At 51.9% G+C, this 18,837-nt stretch carries 18 protein-coding genes and 1 pseudogene; 5 read left to right on the forward strand and 14 right to left on the reverse strand.

All coding sequences use genetic code 11. The features are described from left to right. Positions 1-52 precede the first annotated feature (52 nt). Positions 53-649, reverse strand: a complete 597-nt coding sequence (locus tag GHO42_RS13500; RefSeq protein WP_256670584.1) for a nucleotidyltransferase — start codon at positions 647-649, stop codon at positions 53-55. Continuing rightward, positions 650-1,816: an SAVED domain-containing protein gene (locus tag GHO42_RS13505; protein WP_153326398.1), complete on the reverse strand. Its 1,167-nt coding sequence runs from the start codon at positions 1,814-1,816 to the stop codon at positions 650-652. A gap of 159 nt (positions 1,817-1,975) precedes the next feature. On the opposite strand from GHO42_RS13505, the gene GHO42_RS26310 reads away from it, so the two are divergent. Continuing rightward, positions 1,976-2,350, forward strand: a complete 375-nt coding sequence (locus GHO42_RS26310; RefSeq protein ID WP_306106495.1) for an AbrB/MazE/SpoVT family DNA-binding domain-containing protein — start codon at positions 1,976-1,978, stop codon at positions 2,348-2,350. A gap of 327 nt (positions 2,351-2,677) precedes the next feature. On the opposite strand, the pseudogene GHO42_RS13515 reads toward GHO42_RS26310, so the two are convergent. The 5 genes and pseudogenes from GHO42_RS13515 to GHO42_RS13535 all read right to left on the reverse strand — a co-directional run bounded on the left by GHO42_RS13515 (position 2,678) and on the right by GHO42_RS13535 (position 9,617). Further along, positions 2,678-3,009: pseudogene (locus GHO42_RS13515) on the reverse strand (hypothetical protein). Positions 3,010-4,449: 1,440 nt separating this feature from the next. Next, positions 4,450-4,893 carry a hypothetical protein gene (locus GHO42_RS13520; protein WP_153326396.1) on the reverse strand — a complete coding sequence of 148 codons (444 nt, stop codon included), beginning with the start codon at positions 4,891-4,893 and terminating at the stop codon, positions 4,450-4,452. 15 nt (positions 4,894-4,908) lie between these two features. Beyond that, positions 4,909-7,038: a hypothetical protein gene (locus tag GHO42_RS13525; protein ID WP_153326394.1), complete on the reverse strand. Its 2,130-nt coding sequence runs from the start codon at positions 7,036-7,038 to the stop codon at positions 4,909-4,911. Position 7,039: 1 nt separating this feature from the next. Next, entirely contained in the window at positions 7,040-8,503 is a 1,464-nt protein-coding gene (locus GHO42_RS13530) for a tyrosine-type recombinase/integrase (RefSeq protein WP_017734296.1), read from the reverse strand. Beyond that, positions 8,490-9,617 (reverse strand): tyrosine-type recombinase/integrase, encoded by a 1,128-nt coding sequence (locus tag GHO42_RS13535; RefSeq protein ID WP_153326392.1) that lies wholly within the window; start codon positions 9,615-9,617, stop codon positions 8,490-8,492. Before GHO42_RS13535 ends, GHO42_RS13530 begins: the two co-directional genes overlap by 14 nt. Positions 9,618-10,159: 542 nt before the next feature. On the opposite strand from GHO42_RS13535, the gene GHO42_RS13540 reads away from it, so the two are divergent. The 3 genes from GHO42_RS13540 to GHO42_RS13550 all read left to right on the forward strand — a co-directional run bounded on the left by GHO42_RS13540 (position 10,160) and on the right by GHO42_RS13550 (position 11,443). Further along, a complete protein-coding gene (locus tag GHO42_RS13540; RefSeq protein ID WP_153326390.1) occupies positions 10,160-10,366 on the forward strand; it encodes a YebG family protein in 207 nt (68 codons plus the stop codon). Between the two features lie 78 nt (positions 10,367-10,444). Continuing rightward, positions 10,445-11,020 (forward strand): NAD(P)H-dependent oxidoreductase, encoded by a 576-nt coding sequence (locus GHO42_RS13545; protein ID WP_095001390.1) that lies wholly within the window; start codon positions 10,445-10,447, stop codon positions 11,018-11,020. Between the two features lie 30 nt (positions 11,021-11,050). After that, the gene (locus tag GHO42_RS13550; RefSeq protein ID WP_095018224.1) at positions 11,051-11,443 is read left to right on the forward strand and encodes a MerR family transcriptional regulator; all 393 of its coding nucleotides are present in this window, start codon (positions 11,051-11,053) and stop codon (positions 11,441-11,443) included. On the opposite strand, the gene GHO42_RS13555 is transcribed toward GHO42_RS13550, so the two are convergent. From GHO42_RS13555 to hmgA, 4 genes are all read right to left on the reverse strand, one after another. Further along, positions 11,419-12,444 (reverse strand): Glu/Leu/Phe/Val dehydrogenase dimerization domain-containing protein, encoded by a 1,026-nt coding sequence (locus GHO42_RS13555; protein WP_153326414.1) that lies wholly within the window; start codon positions 12,442-12,444, stop codon positions 11,419-11,421. The genes GHO42_RS13550 and GHO42_RS13555 overlap by 25 nt on opposite strands. Positions 12,445-12,669: 225 nt before the next feature. Then, positions 12,670-13,308, reverse strand: coding sequence for a maleylacetoacetate isomerase (gene maiA / locus GHO42_RS13560; RefSeq protein WP_153326388.1), 639 nt, complete (start codon positions 13,306-13,308; stop codon positions 12,670-12,672). Between the two features lie 12 nt (positions 13,309-13,320). Then, the gene (fahA, locus tag GHO42_RS13565; protein WP_153326386.1) at positions 13,321-14,625 is read right to left on the reverse strand and encodes a fumarylacetoacetase; all 1,305 of its coding nucleotides are present in this window, start codon (positions 14,623-14,625) and stop codon (positions 13,321-13,323) included. 3 nt (positions 14,626-14,628) lie between these two features. Continuing rightward, positions 14,629-15,933 (reverse strand): homogentisate 1,2-dioxygenase, encoded by a 1,305-nt coding sequence (gene hmgA, locus GHO42_RS13570; RefSeq protein ID WP_095018226.1) that lies wholly within the window; start codon positions 15,931-15,933, stop codon positions 14,629-14,631. Positions 15,934-16,097: 164 nt separating this feature from the next. Between hmgA and GHO42_RS13575 the strand changes: the two genes are divergently transcribed. After that, the gene (locus GHO42_RS13575; RefSeq protein WP_095001178.1) at positions 16,098-16,892 is read left to right on the forward strand and encodes an IclR family transcriptional regulator; all 795 of its coding nucleotides are present in this window, start codon (positions 16,098-16,100) and stop codon (positions 16,890-16,892) included. Between the two features lie 12 nt (positions 16,893-16,904). Here GHO42_RS13575 and GHO42_RS13580 read toward each other — a convergent pair whose 3' ends face one another. The 3 genes from GHO42_RS13580 to GHO42_RS13590 form a co-directional block, all read right to left on the reverse strand. Then, the gene (locus tag GHO42_RS13580) at positions 16,905-17,279 is read right to left on the reverse strand and encodes a hypothetical protein (protein ID WP_095001177.1); all 375 of its coding nucleotides are present in this window, start codon (positions 17,277-17,279) and stop codon (positions 16,905-16,907) included. A 457-nt stretch (positions 17,280-17,736) separates the two neighbouring features. Continuing rightward, the gene (locus GHO42_RS13585; RefSeq protein WP_095031464.1) at positions 17,737-18,423 is read right to left on the reverse strand and encodes an LrgB family protein; all 687 of its coding nucleotides are present in this window, start codon (positions 18,421-18,423) and stop codon (positions 17,737-17,739) included. Next, positions 18,413-18,799, reverse strand: coding sequence for a CidA/LrgA family protein (locus tag GHO42_RS13590; RefSeq protein ID WP_095001174.1), 387 nt, complete (start codon positions 18,797-18,799; stop codon positions 18,413-18,415). Before GHO42_RS13590 ends, GHO42_RS13585 begins: the two co-directional genes overlap by 11 nt. Positions 18,800-18,837: the final 38 nt, after the last annotated feature.

Consider the following 18,837-nt stretch of genomic DNA (forward strand, 5'->3'; position numbering starts at 1 on the left):
TCATTTGCTTCATTGAAAAGCTCGGCGATTGGTGTCCGGGGATTTTGCCAAATCAGGAAGTCTTTTTCAGGATTTCCATAGAGATTTTCTGGGCCGAAGCAACCTGCAACCAATTCGAGTAAGGAATAGGGCTGCTTGCTTTCCACCCTGTGATCCGATCCGGAACCTCCAGCTTACCCTCGCCGTTTGCTTCGCCATTTCCGTTGATCGCGCGGGCAGGTGTGACATCAATGTGGAAACCTGGATTTTCGTCGGCATAAACGATCCGAATACCACGACGTAGTTGCTTAACTTCCTCCTGAACGCGGGAGCCTTCTCTAAAACGCTGTTCAATCGCCTCTAGAACTTCCTTCGCACCAGCGCCTTGAGCGTGAGGGAGCCAGATAATCGCGTCCGCATCAATGGTGTCCAGATCCGCAGGCGCGCCGGGAATTGGCTTGATGGTGGTTTTCAGCCGCATTGAGCCCTGAACGAAGATATGGGCCTCAGCGAGCAACGGATTGTCAGAAGCCGAGAGGATTTTTTCCAGTTGGGAGTAGCGGTCGTTGATTTTTTCGTACTGCGCCTCCGACAGCGAGATTTCCCGCGCGGCGCGAAGCAGAAAATATTCCCAACTGCTGCGCTTGGTCTGTTCGTTGCTCAAAAGCATTTACATAGCCTCCTGGGCCACCGAGCCCAATTGCAGTGTTTGCGTAAACCGATCTTGGTTTTCTTTGTCCCGATCGAAGATCAGGTACGTATGTTGATGCTGCGTTGTGAGCAACGCGCCAAACTCGATGGCCAGTGCCGCAGGAATGGCAGCGAAGACGTGGATAGGATCAGGAGTCAGAGCCTCAAGCTGACTCAGTCGTATTTGGAGTGCGTCGCGAAAGGCATGAATCACCCGACGGTTCTGTACCATCGCGTAGCTTGGTTCAGGGATCGACAGCTCTGCAATACATGCACCGGGTAGAGCGTCGGTCACGTCGCGAACTGGAACTTGTGCAGAAATGGAGAGCACCAACGCCAGTGGACCATCGCCGTTGGGTGGAGGCGTGAACAGAAAACTGGGCGGCTCAGCACACTGATCGGGCCAGCGCAAAAGATGCTCGCGGTGAAAAGAGAAGATTAAGCGTTTGGAACGATCGCCGATGCTCTGGCCCAACATCATCAAAGCTGGGATATCGGCCAAGCCTACTACTGCTAGCGCGGGCGAGTCGCCATAGGTGCCGCCCCGACGCTTGAGTTGCTGCTCCAGCTCATACTGGATGCTGTCTTTGACGTTCTGCCAATAGGCAGCGTCCCTGCCGCGCGGTCCGGGCGCAGGGAAGGCAATTTTGATGCCTTGATCGAAGGCGGTTAATCCCTCCGCAGACATCGCAGTCAATAGATCGCGAACGGGAATATCGTTGATCGTCTGGAAATGCTGACTCTGAACAATGAGAGGAATCGCTCTGCCACCATCAGGGGTCGTTGCGGCGATTCGGATGCGCTCTAGGTATGCTTGGTGTAAACCACTCAAATCATTTTCAGGATAACCGTCTGCGTCACGATCAATTTTGTCATGACAGCCTGGGCACAGGAGCATCAGGTTAGCAGTATCGTTCGTGTGCGCCTCAGCATCATGATCCGCGCGTCCCCGAGGCCCCTTGGGACTGGCGGGTAGGATATGCGCCACTTCGCCCCATTTCATTGGCTTGCCGGCACGATAGTCGAACGTTAGATCTGTGCCGCACAGTTCGCAATGACCAGCGGTCTGTGTCCATACGATCCGCTTCGTCTCATCATTCGTGTTAAAGCGCCCAATCGCGGGCTTAGCGTCTTCTGGTTCTGCCATTTCGACCTATCCCCGAGAAACATCCATGATTGAAAACGATGATGGCAAGATAAGATCATATTAAGGTCATTTGCCTCAAATTCAAGAGAGATCTGAGTGGTGACCAATGCTGAGCCAACTTCGAGCAGGACGCTTGTTTTGACTCATCGAAACGGAGTGATGGCAGCTTTCGCTTTCTGGAAAATGCTGATGGGTAATGGCGCTGACCAAAGCGTATGTTGCAGCACTTCGGGAGAGGCAGAAAATCGGCCAAAAGCAGACGGCAGTGATTATCACGCTTCAACCGGCTTAGGCATCGCGAGCATAATGAATCGTTCCTACCAAGACCAAATCGTGGAAAATATTATGATCGAAGCTCAGCGCTGGAACGTGAAATGTCAAAATCCTACAGATGGAAGTGGAGACGTCATCGTTGACTTACCTGCTGACCTACTCGTGAGCATGGGACTCAGTATCGGCGATGAATTGACCATTGAAGTGGTCGACGGAGCAATTGTTTTAACTCCTAAGTCGAAGGATCAAACTATCCCCTGAACCATTTCAGGGCTCGAGTTAAATCTCAGGTTAGCACACAGAAATTGGGGCTATCGACGGCGAAGAAAATTCTATTGGGTTAGACAAGAAACTGCCGTGCTACGCTGCAACTGGTCGATTTTTACCTGTCGCCACCCTTAGATACGTGGCTTGGGTTGGCGACCACTTAAATATTGAGAGTTGGATCGATTGATGGTGTTAAATCCAGTCCGGGATATGACTGACGCCCCTAATATTTTAAGCTTCAATCGACACGAACCTGTTGGGTGACCCCGCGGTAAGTGAAGGCGGCTTAATACCCCGCGGGCGAAAAGTGAGAGTACCCACTTACATCGATGTGACCGACACTACTTTCACAAACCTAAATTTTTTTTGGCCGTCTTTGTAGCTTCTCGTTCTGCAACTAGGAAGCTCAGCGTATCGGCCTCATGCACCATCTGGTGCGTCTCACCCTCGAATTCGCTCCCCACACGGAGCGTAACTTTCGACCTAGATGTGAAGCCTTTTGAAACCGCCTTTTTCCTCGCTGCCTTCCACGGTTGCACGATCACGACATCCGTGACTGTGTCCTGAACGTCTGAGTTAATTGCGGGCGTAGAGGGCTCAGAATCACCGAATAGCGCCCCACGTATCTCATCTTCCATCAATTGCGTATTCATACTATTTCTCAGAAGAGTGACTGACAACTGTCGATCAGTAGCGGTCAACCTATCTCCTTAAAAGCCCCCGGCAATCAACTATCGGTGGGGTTTCTACAACGTTAGGAGGCGAGTTTTGAGAATATAATCACTCACAGCAATTTACCCGTTAGCAAACCTACCGGTTCATGCTCGACTCCAAATATAGCTGCAGCATCAAGGAAATGGTTCGAAGCATCACGGGATCGTCTCCGCAGTATTAGCCTCGCCTCCCTCTCGAATTGACCTTTCATGAGCCACTTGGATGTTTCGGCCTTACGTTTGCCTTTCATGGTCAATCTCATTAGGTCTAATCGTTTTTTTAGGGGGGTCTTGGGGTAACGGTATCACCAAACGCTGGAGCATGGTGATTCACAACGCAAACCGGTCTGACACTTGAATAAACATCACCTCAACCATTCTGGTTTCGGCAATGACCGCAAGAGTAGCGCTGCCGTACTGATGCATAGCTGCCGGCGGAAAATATCCGAATATATCCTGCTGACTATAATCTATAGTCACCAGGATATATTCAGATAGGTGTGGGAGCACTTAGCATTCAGCGGTAACAGTCAGTCATAAGAAAATTATCAATTAAGACAACTTCGGTCCAGCCACATCATCAGAGTGAAGACCTGAAATGTTCTGCGGCTGAAACGGTATACCAAAAGGCGTTCCCAAAGCGCAGAAAACATTTAAACCAGTAAAACAAACACAATATTTATTGAAAGTAAGAAGCATATCCACATTATCAAAATTTTGTGAACACGAATAACGCTTTTCTGCATAAAGTCTGACACAGCACCAATTATCTCTCTAAATATTCCGAGGGTGCGCTTTACGCGCGTAAGGATTTCTGATCATATTTACAAGCTTTAGTGCATACAGTCTGAGCAATTCGTGGTCAAGACTCTGGCTTTGAGGAATCAAGCTTCTGAAGAAGAGTTTTCGTTAACCCGGAACTTTCATTGTCATACTTTCTGAATGTATCTTCAAGATGATAATGCCGTCCGCTTCCCAGTACTTTAACGCATTTAAATCCAACCTGGCCAGGTTATCTTAAATTTTTACACCTATTGTAGGCCCGCCTTCAACTTAGGGGATTCACGACACAAAATATTAAAATTAAAAATCCGCTGATTCTTCTTATTTACCAATTTCAACAAAGCTCGTCTAGTTGAAATGCCAATCACCAAAATTAGCAAACTGAATTTAATAATGACTGAAGCCGCCTACATATTAAAAGCCACATAAAATTATGCACGGCCATTTTTATTCAATGAGCACGCCTTAGCTTCGAGGGTAAGTAAATCATTTGATCATATCCCTTAGCTATGGGTATCGCTGAGGTTGGAATAGATTTAATAATTCGCGCCCACACTTCGAATCAAGTATAAAAAATTGATTTCTAACGAATTGCAGCTAAGGGTCCATAGCAAGTAGACGCACCTCCGGCATTGGATTGCAAATAGGGCATTCAACCACACCTGCCATATCACGCCTAATAAACTTAGAAATATCTAACGACTCTTTTACGATAACGCTGATCACGTGCAAATATTGCACGCGCAACGCCTCATAACTCATGATTGTACGAGTCAAGTCATTCTCTAGCTTTGAAATTTTCACTTTTAAATTGGCAGCGTGCGAGTCCTTATCCAGACTATATTTTTTAAGAGAAAGTGTAGATATGGCTTCATCAAGCTCCCCCTGATGCTTCCTGATAGTTTCTCTAGAAACGTTCGCAAAAACGGCTAATTCCTTTTGGCTATATACATATTGTTCCCCACGACTTAGATATTCAGTATTCAATGCATTCAACGACTCATTAAGATACTCACTCAACCGCTTTCCTCTACGCTGCATTTTGAGTCTCCGGCGCTACTTAAGTTGGCGAACCTCCAACAGGCGAGCGGTACTTCTTGCCACGCGGCTGAAATGGACATCTTGATGACCACCTTCCCCACCGTTCGCTTGAATATATTCCCTAATAGTATTAGCATCATCATTGATTTTTTTCAGCTCAATAAATTGACCTTCATTCTCTACATCCACCACCAAACTTTCACAGCAGTCTCCTCGCTCATTGACTGACAAGCAAGAGAGACTATGCCTGCACGTTTTCAGAGCTAAATCTAATGTACATCCCCCATGTGGCATTGGATTGACAATCCGTACTGCGGCTTTGAGGTATTGTTCGGCAGTTTGGCGATCGGTCATGCCCAAAATGTTATAAGTCTCTTGTATTTGCCCAATGGCTTTATCTTGCCGGATGCTTGTCAGCAAATCCTGAACAACTTTGCTTCTATCGATCGCTAACGTCTGATCATATACTCGCGCCTGCGCTAAGCTTTTTCTAGACAAGAGCGCGTTAACTTGCAAATCAGTCAGCCCCCCTTGCTTGTAAACAGTATTCAACCAGTGTCGTATATCATGCCATGTGAAAGTGGCAACATTACCAGTTCTAGGATCAATAACATTGTATTTAGAAAAAACTGAATCTAGGCCTTTCGCGGCATCGGCCAGCCAATAACAAAATTGTGCTCGAGATACCATCGTATAATTAGCCAAATCCGTATTGAACGAAGTATGAAAAAAGAAACGGGGTAGAACCATCAGCGCATCCTCAACCTCAAGCACTGCACCAGTACCATCTCGAATAACTGGCTCAATTTGTTTATGAAATTCCCCCTCAAAATTGGCGTCATATGTAAATGGGAACGATTTTTTCAACAACTGATCCGAAAGACACACATCAAAAATCTTCCTCACAATACTAGTCGCTGTTTTGTGATGCCTAAAGCGCATCTGATAAAACTGCTCGAAGCGATTGAATGAAACCGAATGAGGATGCACCAACAATACTTCCCTCCAATTAGGAGTATCAAGCGTCACAGGAAACGAGCGCCAATTCGAATCTAAAGAATAATAGACACCTTCTTTAAGTGCCATTTGCCTGTTAACCTGCCTTTTAAAATGCCTTGCACTAACACCTATATACTTAGCTCCTCCATTGATACCCAGGCGCCGCTGGACTCCAACAAAATCTATAAATTGATTACGTTTACCAACCCAAACTGCATCAGGCGTAAAGATACTAAAGCTGGTGGTCCACTCGTGACAAAATCTCCTCGCATAGTACTCTGTAGCTTCCGGCGATTTCCAAACCTTATACCAATCGACAGCCGATGATTCTTTTCTTTTGCGCGCTATACGTCTGCCCCCCACTGTTAGGTTCTTCAAAAACTCGACTGCACTTTTAACTGCCGGCAGCAAATCCTGTGGAAACAATCTCAACGTCTGACCTTCGACCTTTTCGGGAAACAGTCTGAGCACCCACGCGCCCTCATGAAATACTAAACAATCAACTGGCAAACTTGCCAGCTCGCCAACACGCCCCCCCATTGCAGAATTCAGTACAATTGTATTTATAAAAAAGCGATCTTTCGGAGCAAGACTTTCGTTCGACGCTAGCCCGAAAAAATCCCTCATCACCTCAATAGGTATGAGTTTATTACGTCTCCCTTCCTCAGTTCCATCCCGACCATGCTCTATAGTGCTGGTTGCGAGCGCCTTATAACTTATTCTAAGACCTAGATTTATTCTCAGCCAAGAACCAAAATTAAATAGCTTTTTTTGAAGATTGACGTTATTCCCCACGGCAATTTCAAAATCACCATTATTCACCTGCATAATACTTTTTGACCCTAAAATTTCGTCCAGTTTTTTGATAGCCCTCATATCTCCAACGGCGGTAGCATCACAGATATTAGATTTCCAGCGCTTATTTAATATGTATGCTTTAGCTACAGCTCTGAGACCAAGATTACTAATGGACGAAAAAAGAACATTTGAATATCGCGCATTGCCGGGACGTCTTTTCCAACGCAAAACATTCCATTTGTCAGAAAAAAAATCGATATCATCTTCCAAAATCTGCATCCACCGCGTGCACTTATCGATTAGTTGACTTGGCATACCGATTGCTTTTAATTTCTTTAATAATTCCAATTTAGTCACCTGCTTCGATTTTAACAATCACATCTGTGATGGATTGATAAACACGCTCCAACTCTTTAAGCACTTTACTACGTTCGGATCCGTTGATTGCCGCATTCCACTTATTCAACATAGCTTCTATGTAATTCAAAGACCGATAGTGATCGGCATCTTTCCAAGCGATAAAAAATGGACATCCGTTATAACAGCTAAAAAATGGGTGTTTAGTACAAGCAACTTGACTTCCACAGGACCCCACTACTGCGGGGGCAGCTATAACTGGGATCAGTATTGGATTACCTGGCGAAATCGGCGCTATCTTCCCTGCAAAAAATGCAGCTGTGAGCTCGGAAAAGATACCGCCTAACTTTCTTCCGACACGATCCAAGAGTGGACAAAAATCAGATACTAGGCAGTCAATATATGCGTTTACTGCGAAAAGGCTCTTATGCTCCAACACATACCTTATCTCTTCGCTAGTACATCCCTGCATGGCCATTTGTGTTGCGCCGCTATGACGGATACGATACGGCGTCAAAATCAAGATTTCGTTGGTTCTAGGGCTAATGATTTTCTTTTTTCTGGACCAGTTTTTTATCATAGCGTCGAAATTCGATTTTGTGCCAGGTTTAGATGTTACAATTAGCCGCCCCTTAGCCTTTTGACACTCACTTACGCCTTCACGCTTTCCATACTCTAAAATTTCATTAGCTAGTTCAGCTGTAATAGGCCACAAATCACTGGGCTGTCCCGCGTTATACTTAATTTTCGGAATTCTCAAGAAGAATTCTTTTTCACCTAAAATACCTGGCGGCGACCAGAGAGCCTCAATATCCATACTTGAAATCTGCATTGGTCGCTTGAGCGTTTCAAAGGAAATCCAAACAAAAAGTCTTGCAACATTTTCATCCCATGACTCGTTCCCACTCTCAAGCATCGCTCGGCGCACCAACTCCAGCTCTGCGTTAGTCAAAGCCCCACGTTTTTTATCCCAATCCGATATAACTCTTGTCGATGGCGAGCCCACTGCAATTTGATTAAGTTCAGCAGCGTAAATTTCGTCCGCCTGGGCCAAACCATTATCAGCACAATATGTATAAAATTTTCTAAAACAAAGCCTTATAGACTTCGACGCGGTAGCGAACATCTCAAAAAGTTCATGCCATGACAACGACGAAAAATTTTTCCACTCATCCTTCCATACAACAGCCATCATCTTTAATGCTGACTTCACTTCATTTACAATTGCCGGCGTATGGTCTTGAAGTTTATCACACACATATTCGTATGCTGCATCAACTACCTGAGAGCAAAACAGGTACATGGAAAAGTCAATCCAATATCTTCTGCCCCTCCAGATACTTTCTATCCTCGGCCCAGTCACATCAATCAACAAACAGGAAGAAGGATCAGCGTAACACTTTATGAAGATATTCCCGTCGCTATTTACATACTTCCCCTGTTCATTGACTTCCATTCTGAACCCTCCTCTTATTATTTTCAGTAACTTTTCTACGTGTAGAATCTCTCACTGCCCGGTTTGCATAAAGAAGCAAAGACGTTTCACTTCGCCACCCCCCCATATATACGATGCTATCGATTGCAGCGTTTCGGTCAGGAGATTCCTGAGCTGCAATATATAATCGGTTAAACTTTGAATGGCGAAGCAAATGCCATCTAAACGTTACTCCAGATTTCCGCTGAATGACATTTGCGATGCGGCTCGCGGAAGAACAAGACAAAGGTTTTCCTGCGCCAAAACTTCCATGCGTAACAAACAGATAATCATGATCTAAAAAATTAGTCACTCTCATCTTGCCCCTGATAAATTTCTTCATAACCCTATATTTCTTTACATACAGCTCAAGCAATCCAACTAGATCATCATCCTCAGGCTGTATATACAAATATCGACCTAGCGTTTTAACTTTTGGATTATAAGGAACTCTGGAGTCTAGATTGCTATTTCTTCTATCCAGATGAACTATTTCAACATACGGATCACTACCCGACAAATTCAAATCTTCCAACCTAAGCGATAGTGCCTCACCAATTCTTAATCCAAACGCTTTTACGAGTCGCCATAATAAATAATTTCTATGACAAATACCCTTGTCAAATTTTGCCTCTTCAAATTCATGTAGCAAGAGATTTTCGATTGAATTAAGCTCACTATCGCTCAAGTCCAAAGCGAGTTTTCCTCCCTCCCCTCCAATGGTCGCCTTACTCCAAAAAAAACGCTGCGTATTAACGAGGGCAATTAACTCCACATCCGCCTTAATCAGCTCACTCGAGCTTACATAGTTGAAAACAAACCACACAACAAAAGTTTTACAGCTTTGCATTACCTGCCTATTGTAGGCGCTGATAGTGTTTGAGTCTTTGTCAACCACCTCACTGAGCCAATCCGAGAAACTTTTTATTTGTTTATAGCGAAGCCCAAATCCACTCAATAGATAGAATTCTAAATCGACTTTTCCTTCGCTAGCCCAAGTAAATAAAAATGCTACGTGATGAAACAGGGTAAATATGCTACCTTTGTTTTTTCTTTCCCCTCGGGCGTACGCTGCCTCGAAAAGCGATGCAGCCAAAGACGGAACCAGTGTTCTAGAATTGACAAATAAGCATCTACCGACCCCTTCAGCTTGAAACTTGACTAGTTTATACCGTAGATTTTTTCGACCCTTCGATATGCGAATATTAACTTTCACAGTTCACGCCCCCATTTAGATTCGCAGGCGTCCGTCCATATGCAGCCAAACAATGCACATCGATATAGATTTTTCTTACCTATAGCGAACAATAACGAGCGGAAGATCACAGACACATAGAATTTCTTGCCCATGGGCTTAACATCCCACCAGGCAACGCCCGGTAGACCAATTAGAGATTCGGCTCGAAATTGATATTGAAGGTGTGATCTTTTAATACACATGCGCACAACCCCGACGTCTTAGTAAACGTTCGTGGGTACAGATGCGCGTCAGCGGACTCCGACAGGCGGTCGCTATCTATGGTCCCGAGGCGTTGCGATGACGCCCCTAATTGACGATAGCGCGCTATCAGCAGGTTCGCCACTCCGCAATTTAATATATTCCTAAAATTAAGTAGGCACCTTTCGATCCACTAAATCATGGATAAAGCCGAAGCTGACCGTCATGACAAAATGCTGGAACTGGCAGAGTTGCTGGCCGAAGTGTTGCAAAAAGCTGTGCCGTCCCTGAACGAGCAGCAAGTCGAAGAAGCCGGTATCTACATGGCGAAAAATCGCGATGTGTTTGCCAAGGCCTTCAAGAGCCAGCCGGACGCCCTGTCCGAGTTGCTGGTCGACAGCGAGTAATCGCCCCCGGTTCTCGCTTGACTCTCCCCTACGGGGCAGCCTCTACCCTCAAAGGCCCCCTTTGAGGTTGGCGTCATGATGAGCAAGCGAGTACTGGTGATTCTCGGTCACCCCGGCACGAACAGTTTCTGTAGCGCACTGGCAGACAGCTACATAGCTGCCGCCAAGGATGCCAGCCATGAAGTACGCATCATGCGCCTGGGCGCCCTGCGCTTCGACCCGGTGCTGCGCGAAGGCTATCAGGAGGTCCAGGCACTGGAGCCTGACCTGCTCCACGCCCAGGCCAACATCCTCTGGGCCGAACACCTGGTGCTGGTCTACCCGATCTGGTGGGGCGGAATCCCCGCATTGCTCAAAGGCTTTTTCGATCGCATCCTGCTGCCCGGTTTTGCCTTTCAATACCGCAAGGGCAAGGCTTTCCCCGACAAGCTACTGAAAGGCCGCAGCGCGCACCTGCTGGTGACGATGGACACCCCGCCGTGGTACTACAGATGGGTGTACCGCATGCCGGGGTTGCATCAGATACGCAAAACCACACTGGCGTTCTGTGGCATAAAACCCACCGCCACCCTGACGTTTGGCCCCATCCTGAACGCCACGCCTCATCAAAGAGACGCCTGGCTTCTAGAGGCACGCAAGCTCGCCACTCGATAATTCGGCGGGCGGCGATTAAAAGGACTTTTCATGTACATCGGCAAAGCCGCCCAATTGTCGGGCACCACCGTCAAAAGCATTCGCCACTACGAAGAAATCGGCCTGTTACCTGCACCGCAACGCCGTGGCGCTTATCGCATCTACAGCGAGCAAAGCGTTGAACTGCTAACATTTATCAAATGCGCGCAACAGCTGGGCTTCAAGCTCAAGGAAATGCAGGCCATCCTTGATCAACACCGCGGCCAGACGCTGCCATGGGAGGTCGTGAGCAACGCCATCGCCCGCAAAAAACACGCCGTAATGAATCAGATCGAAGCGTTGCAACAGGTGCATGCGGGGTTGGAAGAGTTTGAAACACGCTTTGCCATGGAAGGCCCGGAACTGGACCTGGCCTGTGTTCAGTCCTTGGGGTACAACAATTGATGAGCCAGCTCGTCCGAAACCCGTGCCGGTGAACGCTTTTCGGCCTGGGCGTGAGCATAGATGCCGGTCAGGCGCTGACTGATCTGCAGCAACTGCTGGTTGATGGCCTCGGGGGCGGCACCTTCATGGGTCAGGGCCATATAGATCAGCCCGCCGGAATTGATGACGTAATCCGGGGCATACAAAATCCCCCGCCGCTCGAGCTGATCGGCCACTTGTAGATTGGTCAGCTGGTTATTGGCACACCCGGCCACAGCCGAGCAGCGCAGTTGCGCGACGCTGTGCCAGTTCAATACGCCGCCCAGACCACACGGCGCAAGGATATCGCAGGGTGTGCTGAGCAAGGCTTCGCAGGCAATCGGGTGCGCCCCCAGTTGTTCCATGGCCAGGCGCACTTTGCCGGGGTCGGTATCGCAGACCAGCAATTCGGCGCCCGCAGCATGCAGCTGTTCGGCCAGCGCGTAACCCACTTTGCCCAGGCCCTGCACCGCCACCCGCAAACCTTCGAGGTTGTCGCTACCCAATCGCGACGATGCGGTGCTGCGAATGCCGGCAAAAACCCCCATGGCCGTATGCGGCGAAGGATCCCCCGCAGCAGTGGTGCTGGTGACATGCCGGGTGTGCTGAGCAATGCAATCCATATCGGCAGTGGAGGTGCCGCTGTCAATTGCCGTGATATAGCGCCCGTCCAGTTGGACCACACAGCGACCAAAAGCCTCAAACAGCGCCGCGCGACTATCAACGTGGGCCGCACGCACCACCACCGCCTGCCCCCCTCCAACAGCCAGCCCTGCCAGCGCGGCTTTGTAGCTCATGTCTTGGGCCAGGCGGATGGCATCACCGACTGCACTTTCGTCATTGGGGTAAGCAAGATAACGACAGCCCCCCAGCGCCGGCCCCAGACGAGTGTTGTGGATGGCTATCACGGCTTTAAGGCCTGTAACGGGGTCTACACTAAGGTGCAGCGACTCGAGCTGAGCGCTTTGCATAAGAGCAAACATCATCAGGCCCTCGAACGATTATGGGTAAACGCCAGTATAGGTGGCGCCAGAAAATTCGTTGAAGAGCTCAGGAATAAGCCTGCGCGGTTTTCAGGGTTTCGGACATATCCCGGCGGGATAGGGTTCTGTGGGAGCGGGCTTGCTCGCGATGCAGGCAATGCGGTTATTACGCAAGACCGCGTTGATTCGATCGCGAGCAAGCCCGCTCCCACACACAGAGTGAAGTCAGGCAGGCGTGTCAGGCTGATTGGCCGGATGCGCCAGGATAAAGGCCGGGTGTTGCTCAGCCAGCGCTGCCACTCGGGCAATGCGCGGGTACGCCGCCATTGGCACGCCAAAACGCTGCGCCGCGTACAGCTGAGGGATCAAATACACATCCGCCAACCCGGGCTGCGCGCCAAAGCAGTAACCTTCGTCACCGATCAACTGCTCGATGGCTGCCAGTCCTTGGCCGATCCAGTGACCGATCCACTCCACCACCTGCTCCTCATCCTGCCCCAACTGGCGCAGTCGATTGAGCACGCTGACGTTGTGCAACGGGTGGATATCACAAGCAACCAGAGCCGCTACCCCCCGTTCATGAGCGCGGGTGGCGAGGTCAGCGGACAGCAGCGCCACCTGGGGATAGCGCTCTTCAAGGTACTCGATGATTGCTGGCGACTGGGTCAAGACGCAGCCTTCATCGGTAGGCAAGGCCGGCACGCGGCCCTGCGGGTTGATGGCCAGATACGCCGGCTGACGGTGTTCACCGCCAGCCGGTACGAGCAGATTGACCGGCACCGCCTGATAATCCAGCCCTTTCAGGGCCAGCGCGATACGCACCCGGTAAGACGAGGTTGAGCGGTAATAGGTGAAGAGTTCCATGACCCGCTCCTTTTAGCGCGCGGCAACAACCTTGCCCCGGCACTCGCCAAAACCGATGGAAACATGGCCTTCACGGGCGCAGCGGGCACGCAGGATGATTTCGTCACCATCCTCCAGAAATTTACGCACTTCGCCTGAAGCCAGTTCTATCGGGTGTTTACCGCCCTCGGTGATTTCCAGCAGGCTGCCCAGTTGCGAACGGGCCGGGCCCGACAAGGTGCCCGAACCGAACAGGTCACCGGACTGCAACTGGCAGCCGTTGACGCTGTGGTGAGCCACCAGTTGGGCCGCGGTCCAGTACATGTTCAGGCTGTTGCTCAAGCCCAGACGATGGGCTGGCAGGTTCTGCTCACGCATCGCCTCGGTCAGCAGCAGCACTTCAAGTTCGATATCCAGCGCGCCATTGGCCTGATCCCTGGTATCGAGCAGGTAAGCCAGTGGCTGTGGATCACCCTCAGGACGGGCCGGTTGCGCGCGACGGAATGGTTCCAGCGCCTCGGCACTCACCACCCACGGCGAGATACTGGTGATAAAGCTTTTGGACAGAAACGGGCCCAGCGGCTGGTATTCCCAGGCCTGGATGTCCCGTGCCGACCAGTCATTGAGCAGGCAGAAGCCGGCAATGCGCTCTGCAGCTTCGCTGACCGGGATGGCATCGCCCATGTCATTGCCTTTGCCAACCCAGATGCCCAGTTCCAGTTCGTAGTCCAGGCGGGCGCACGGGCCAAAGGTTGGCTCGGTCTGCCCGGCAGGCAAGGTCTGGCCTTTAGGACGCCGAACTTCGGCACCGGACGGGCGAATGGTCGAGGCGCGCCCGTGATAGCCAATCGGCACATACTTGTAGTTGGGCAGCAGCGGGTTGTCCGGGCGGAACAGCTTGCCGACGTTTTTGGCGTGCTCAATGCCCACATAAAAGTCGGTGTAGTCGCCGATTTTGGCCGGCAGGTGCATCTGGCAATCAGCTGCCAGTGGCAGCAGGCGGGAACCCTGGGCTTCGATTTTGCCGCGCAGGGAACTGCCCTCCCCCAGCAGTTCCTGCAAACGCTCGCGCAGGGCAACTCGGGCGCCCCGATCCAGGGCAAAGTAGCTATTCAACGCCCCGCCCAACGAAGCCTCTACGGCTATCTTGGCCTGACCTTCAAACAGCCCCGCTGCCAGCCCGGCTTCCAGGTCGAAAATGGCATCGCCAATAGCCACCCCGCTACGTGGCGCCGAGCCATCAATGCTGAAAATGCCCATGGGCAGGTTTTGCAGGGGGAAGTCGCTGTGGCCGTTGGCGGAGGCGATCCAGCTGCGGGTCAAAGTGGACTGGGTCATGGGTTATCTCCGGTTCGGGGTGAAGGTCACGGGCAGCGTGGCCCAGCAAGCGTCGTAGTTCGATTGCAGCTGCGGGCACTCCAGGGCGAACCGGCTGGGGCGCAACACCTGGCTGGTTTCGAACATAAAGGCCATGGTGTTTTCGATCTTGCTGGGTTGCAGCTCGGCCGCAATGGCTTTGGTACAGGTTTCGCCGTCCGGCCCGTGGGCGCTCATGCAGCTGTGCAGCGATGCACCGCCGGGCAGGAAGCCTTCGGCCTTGGCATCGTAACTGCCCTGGATCAGGCCCATGAATTCGTTCATCAGGTTGCGGTGGAACCAGGGTGGCCGGAAAGTGTTTTCAGCCACCATCCAGCGCGGCGGGAAAATCACGAAATCGAGGTTGGCCAGTCCCGGTACGCTGGTAGGCGAAGTCAAAACAGTAAAAATCGATGGATCGGGATGATCGAAGCTGACAGTGCCGATGGTGTTGAAGCGGCGCAGATCGTATTTGTACGGCACGTTGTTGCCATGCCAGGCCACTACGTTGAGCGGCGAATGATCCAGCTCGCAGCCCCACAACTCACCAAGAAATTTTTGCACCAGTTGCGTAGGGAGCGCACCGTCTTCGTAGTGGGCGAGCGGAGTCAGAAAGTCGCGAGGGTTGGCCAGGCCATTACTGCCAATCGGCCCCAGATCAGGCAGGCGCAGCGGTGCACCATGGTTCTCGGCAACATAGCCGCGGGCCTGCGGGTCAAGCAACTCGACACGAAACTTGAGACCGCGAGGGATGACCGCGATCTCCAGAGGCTGCAGATCCAGACGCCCCAGTTCGGTACAAATGCGCAAACGCCCCGACTCTGGAACCAGCAACATTTCGCCGTCGGCATTGAAAAACACCCGCTGCATCGAAGTATTGGCGCAGTAATGGTAAATGCTGATGCCCGAGGGTTTATCCGACCCGCCATTGGCCACCATGCCCACCAGACCGTCGATAAAATCCGTAGCCTCCGCAGGAATCGGCAGCGGGTTCCAGCGCAAGCGATTCGGCGTCACCGGGCCCAACGGGCCACCAGCCAGTTGCCGCTCCAGTTTGACGAACGCCGGATGGTTGGCTGACGGCTGGATGCGGTACATCCACGTACGCCGCGCCTCGCTGCGCACCATGGTGAACGCAGTTCCGGAAAACAATTCGGCGTACAGACCGTAGGGGGCTTTTTGCGGGGAGTTCTGACCCACCGGCAGGGCGCCGGGCAATGCTTCGCTGCTGAATTCGTTGCCAAACCCGGACAGATAGCCAAGACCTGACAAAGGCGAATCGACGTTCATGGAGCCTCCAGCATGGAGAAGGCAGATGACTGCGCCCTGCGCTGAAGGCATTTGCGCGTCGCTGCGTTATTTTTATCGTAATTCAATTACGCATAACGTAATTTGATTGGTAACAAGCGTCAAGCTATAAAGACGCCCATTCGTCCCGAGATATAAACACTTCCATGGAAAAGCCCCGCAGCAGCAACGACAGCACCGGCAAGCAAAAAGTGCGTTCGGCCGAGGTCGGCACTGACATCCTCAAGGCGCTGGCCGAGCTCTCACCCTCCACGTCGCTGTCGCGCCTGGCCGAACACGTGCAAATGCCCGCGAGCAAGGTGCATCGCTATTTACAGGCACTGATTGCCAGCGGGTTTGCCGAGCAAAATGTCGCCACCAATCATTACGGTTTGGGGCGCGAGGCGTTGCGTGTGGGACTGGCTGCGCTCAACAGCATGGATGTGCTCAAGGTCGCCAGCCTGCCCCTGGCCGAACTGCGCGACGACTTGAACGAAACCTGCTTTTTGGCAGTGTGGGGTAACCAGGGCGCGACCGTGGTGCATATCGAGCCGGCGGTGCGGGCGGTCACGGTGGTGACCCAGCTGGGCTCGGTATTGCCATTGCTGAGCTCATCCACGGGGCTGGTGTTCAACGCTTTTTTACCGGATCGCGAAACCGCCGACTTGCGCGAACTGGAGTTCAAGACTGATCAGGTGCATCCGCTGCAAACACCTGCAGCCTACGTCGCACTTTGCAGTCAAATCCGCCAGCGCGGCCTGCACTTCGTCCATGGTTTGCTGATGCCTGGCGTCGATGCCTTGTCGGCCCCGGTGTTCAATGCGACCGGTCAGGTGGCGGCCGTACTGACAGTGGTTGGTCCCACCTCCCTGTTCCACGCCGATGAAAACGGGCCCGCAGCCAAACGCTTGTTGGCCGCGAGCCAGGCCATCAGTTGGCGGATGGGTTATCAGCCAGCCTGACAGCTCATTGTTTTAGACCATCCACTCGTATTTGGCCTCATCGAGCAGGTCTTTCATCATCTGCTCGATGTCGGCCATGGACGGTTGATCCACTCGCAGGCTGTCATCGAATGTCCAGGACCGGGAAAACACCCCCGACTCCCAGTCATCATGGGCCTGCACAGCGCCCCACTCCAGCGTATCCACACCCAGGCCCAGCAGGCTCTGACTGTACGTCAGGGTCTGGTCAACGATGTTGTTCACCGTATTGAGATAGATGCTTCTGCAATCCAGGCCCTGGGGCTGGAGTCGCTCGTCAAGAAACGAGCGCACGCGCTCGATCACTTCTGCGCTGGGTTTGAGGCTGAAGCTGTTGATCGGCGATGCGGGTTTTTCATTACGGGTCATGGTGAACCTCCTGTCAGTGCTCCAGGCCCATCCGGCGTCGTGCACGGTTCAAGTCGACCTGGAGAGTCCGTGTGAAGGCTCATTCAACACCGGGACGACAGCAGGTGTGCGGCACATAGTTACCGCACAAGGACTGTTGCCGTAGCTGTAATACAGATTGTCCCAAACCGGGCTTACTCCGCTGCGGGCCAGCCCTTAAGCTTGCCGGACTTCGCAACACGGACACGCATCGAGTCGCATCGACTCTGCTCTCCCCGATTTACCCTGACGTTGATTTGTAGCTCCTTGATGAACGTCTTCCTTGGCCGCTGTTTTACAGCGGCCTTTTTTATGCTGCCCGAAAAAATCTGTGGGAGCGGGCTTGCTCGCGATGGCATCGACACGGTTTTCCAGTAAGACCGAGTTGAGTCAATCGCGAGCAAGCCCGCTCCCGCGGGATATGTGGCGGGTTTAAGAACTAGAACACCATCGCCAGCAACGGCGCGGCAAACAGGTTAAGGATGCCGGTCAGCACCATCACCAAGCCTGCTACCGAGCCTTCCTCACTGCCCACTTCGCGGGCACGGCTGACCCCTGCGCCATGAGCGCCGATACCAAACAGGGCGCCCCGGGCCAGACTGCTGCGCAGCGGCAACCACTTGAGCAAAATACCGCCCAGCAACGCGCCAAACACACCGGTGAACATTACAAACACCGCCGTGAGCTCAGGTACGCCACCCAGATCCTGTGCCAGCGGCATGGCAAACGGTGTGGTGATGGAGCGCGGCACCAGCGACATGGTCAATGAGATGTCCAGCGCCAGCGCCCGGGCCAGCCAGAACGAACTGCCAATGGACGCCGCGCTGCCCGCCAGCATCCCCAGCAGCAACGCCACCCAGTGACGGGCCAGTAAATTGCGTTGCTGCCAGATCGGTACGGCAAAGGCCACCGTTACCGGCCCCAGAACCAGCATCAGCCAGTGGGTATTGCTTGAGTATTCAGCATAGGCAGTGTGCAACGGCACGGCCACGGCTAGCAGCAAGGCCGGTACCAGGATCAGCGGAGACAACAGGTATCGCCCGGTACGCCGGTACAGCCAGCGGCTGAAGGCGTAGGTCAACAGCGTGAACAGCAGCCAGAACATGGGCATCAGTTCAAACTTCATGACGCATCCTCCAGCGGCACACCGCTTCCACCGTAAACGCCGTCACCACCATCACCAGCAAGGTACTCACGCCAATGACCAACAGGATGCGCCAACCTTCATCACGCACGATTACACCGTAATCAAGCAGGCTCATGAGTGCAGGGATGAAAAACAACAGCATTTCGGCCATCAACACACCGGCCCCCAATTGCAGGGTCGCCGGTCTGACCCAGCCCAGGGCAAACGCCAGCAACAGCAGCGCCATGCCCACCACCCCGCCCGGGATCGGCAAGTGCCCCCAGGTTGCCAGCTGGCAGCCCAGAAAATACAGCGCCAACAAAACGGCCAGTTCACTGACCAACCGACCCAGGCGTTTTACATCGAAGCGTTTCATGTTGTTTCCATTTCAGACAGGTTTCCAGTTTAAAGAGC

It is taken from the genome of Pseudomonas sp. FSL R10-0056, from assembly GCF_009600105.1.
GTDB classification, from domain to species: Bacteria; Pseudomonadota; Gammaproteobacteria; order Pseudomonadales; family Pseudomonadaceae; genus Aquipseudomonas; species Aquipseudomonas bubulae.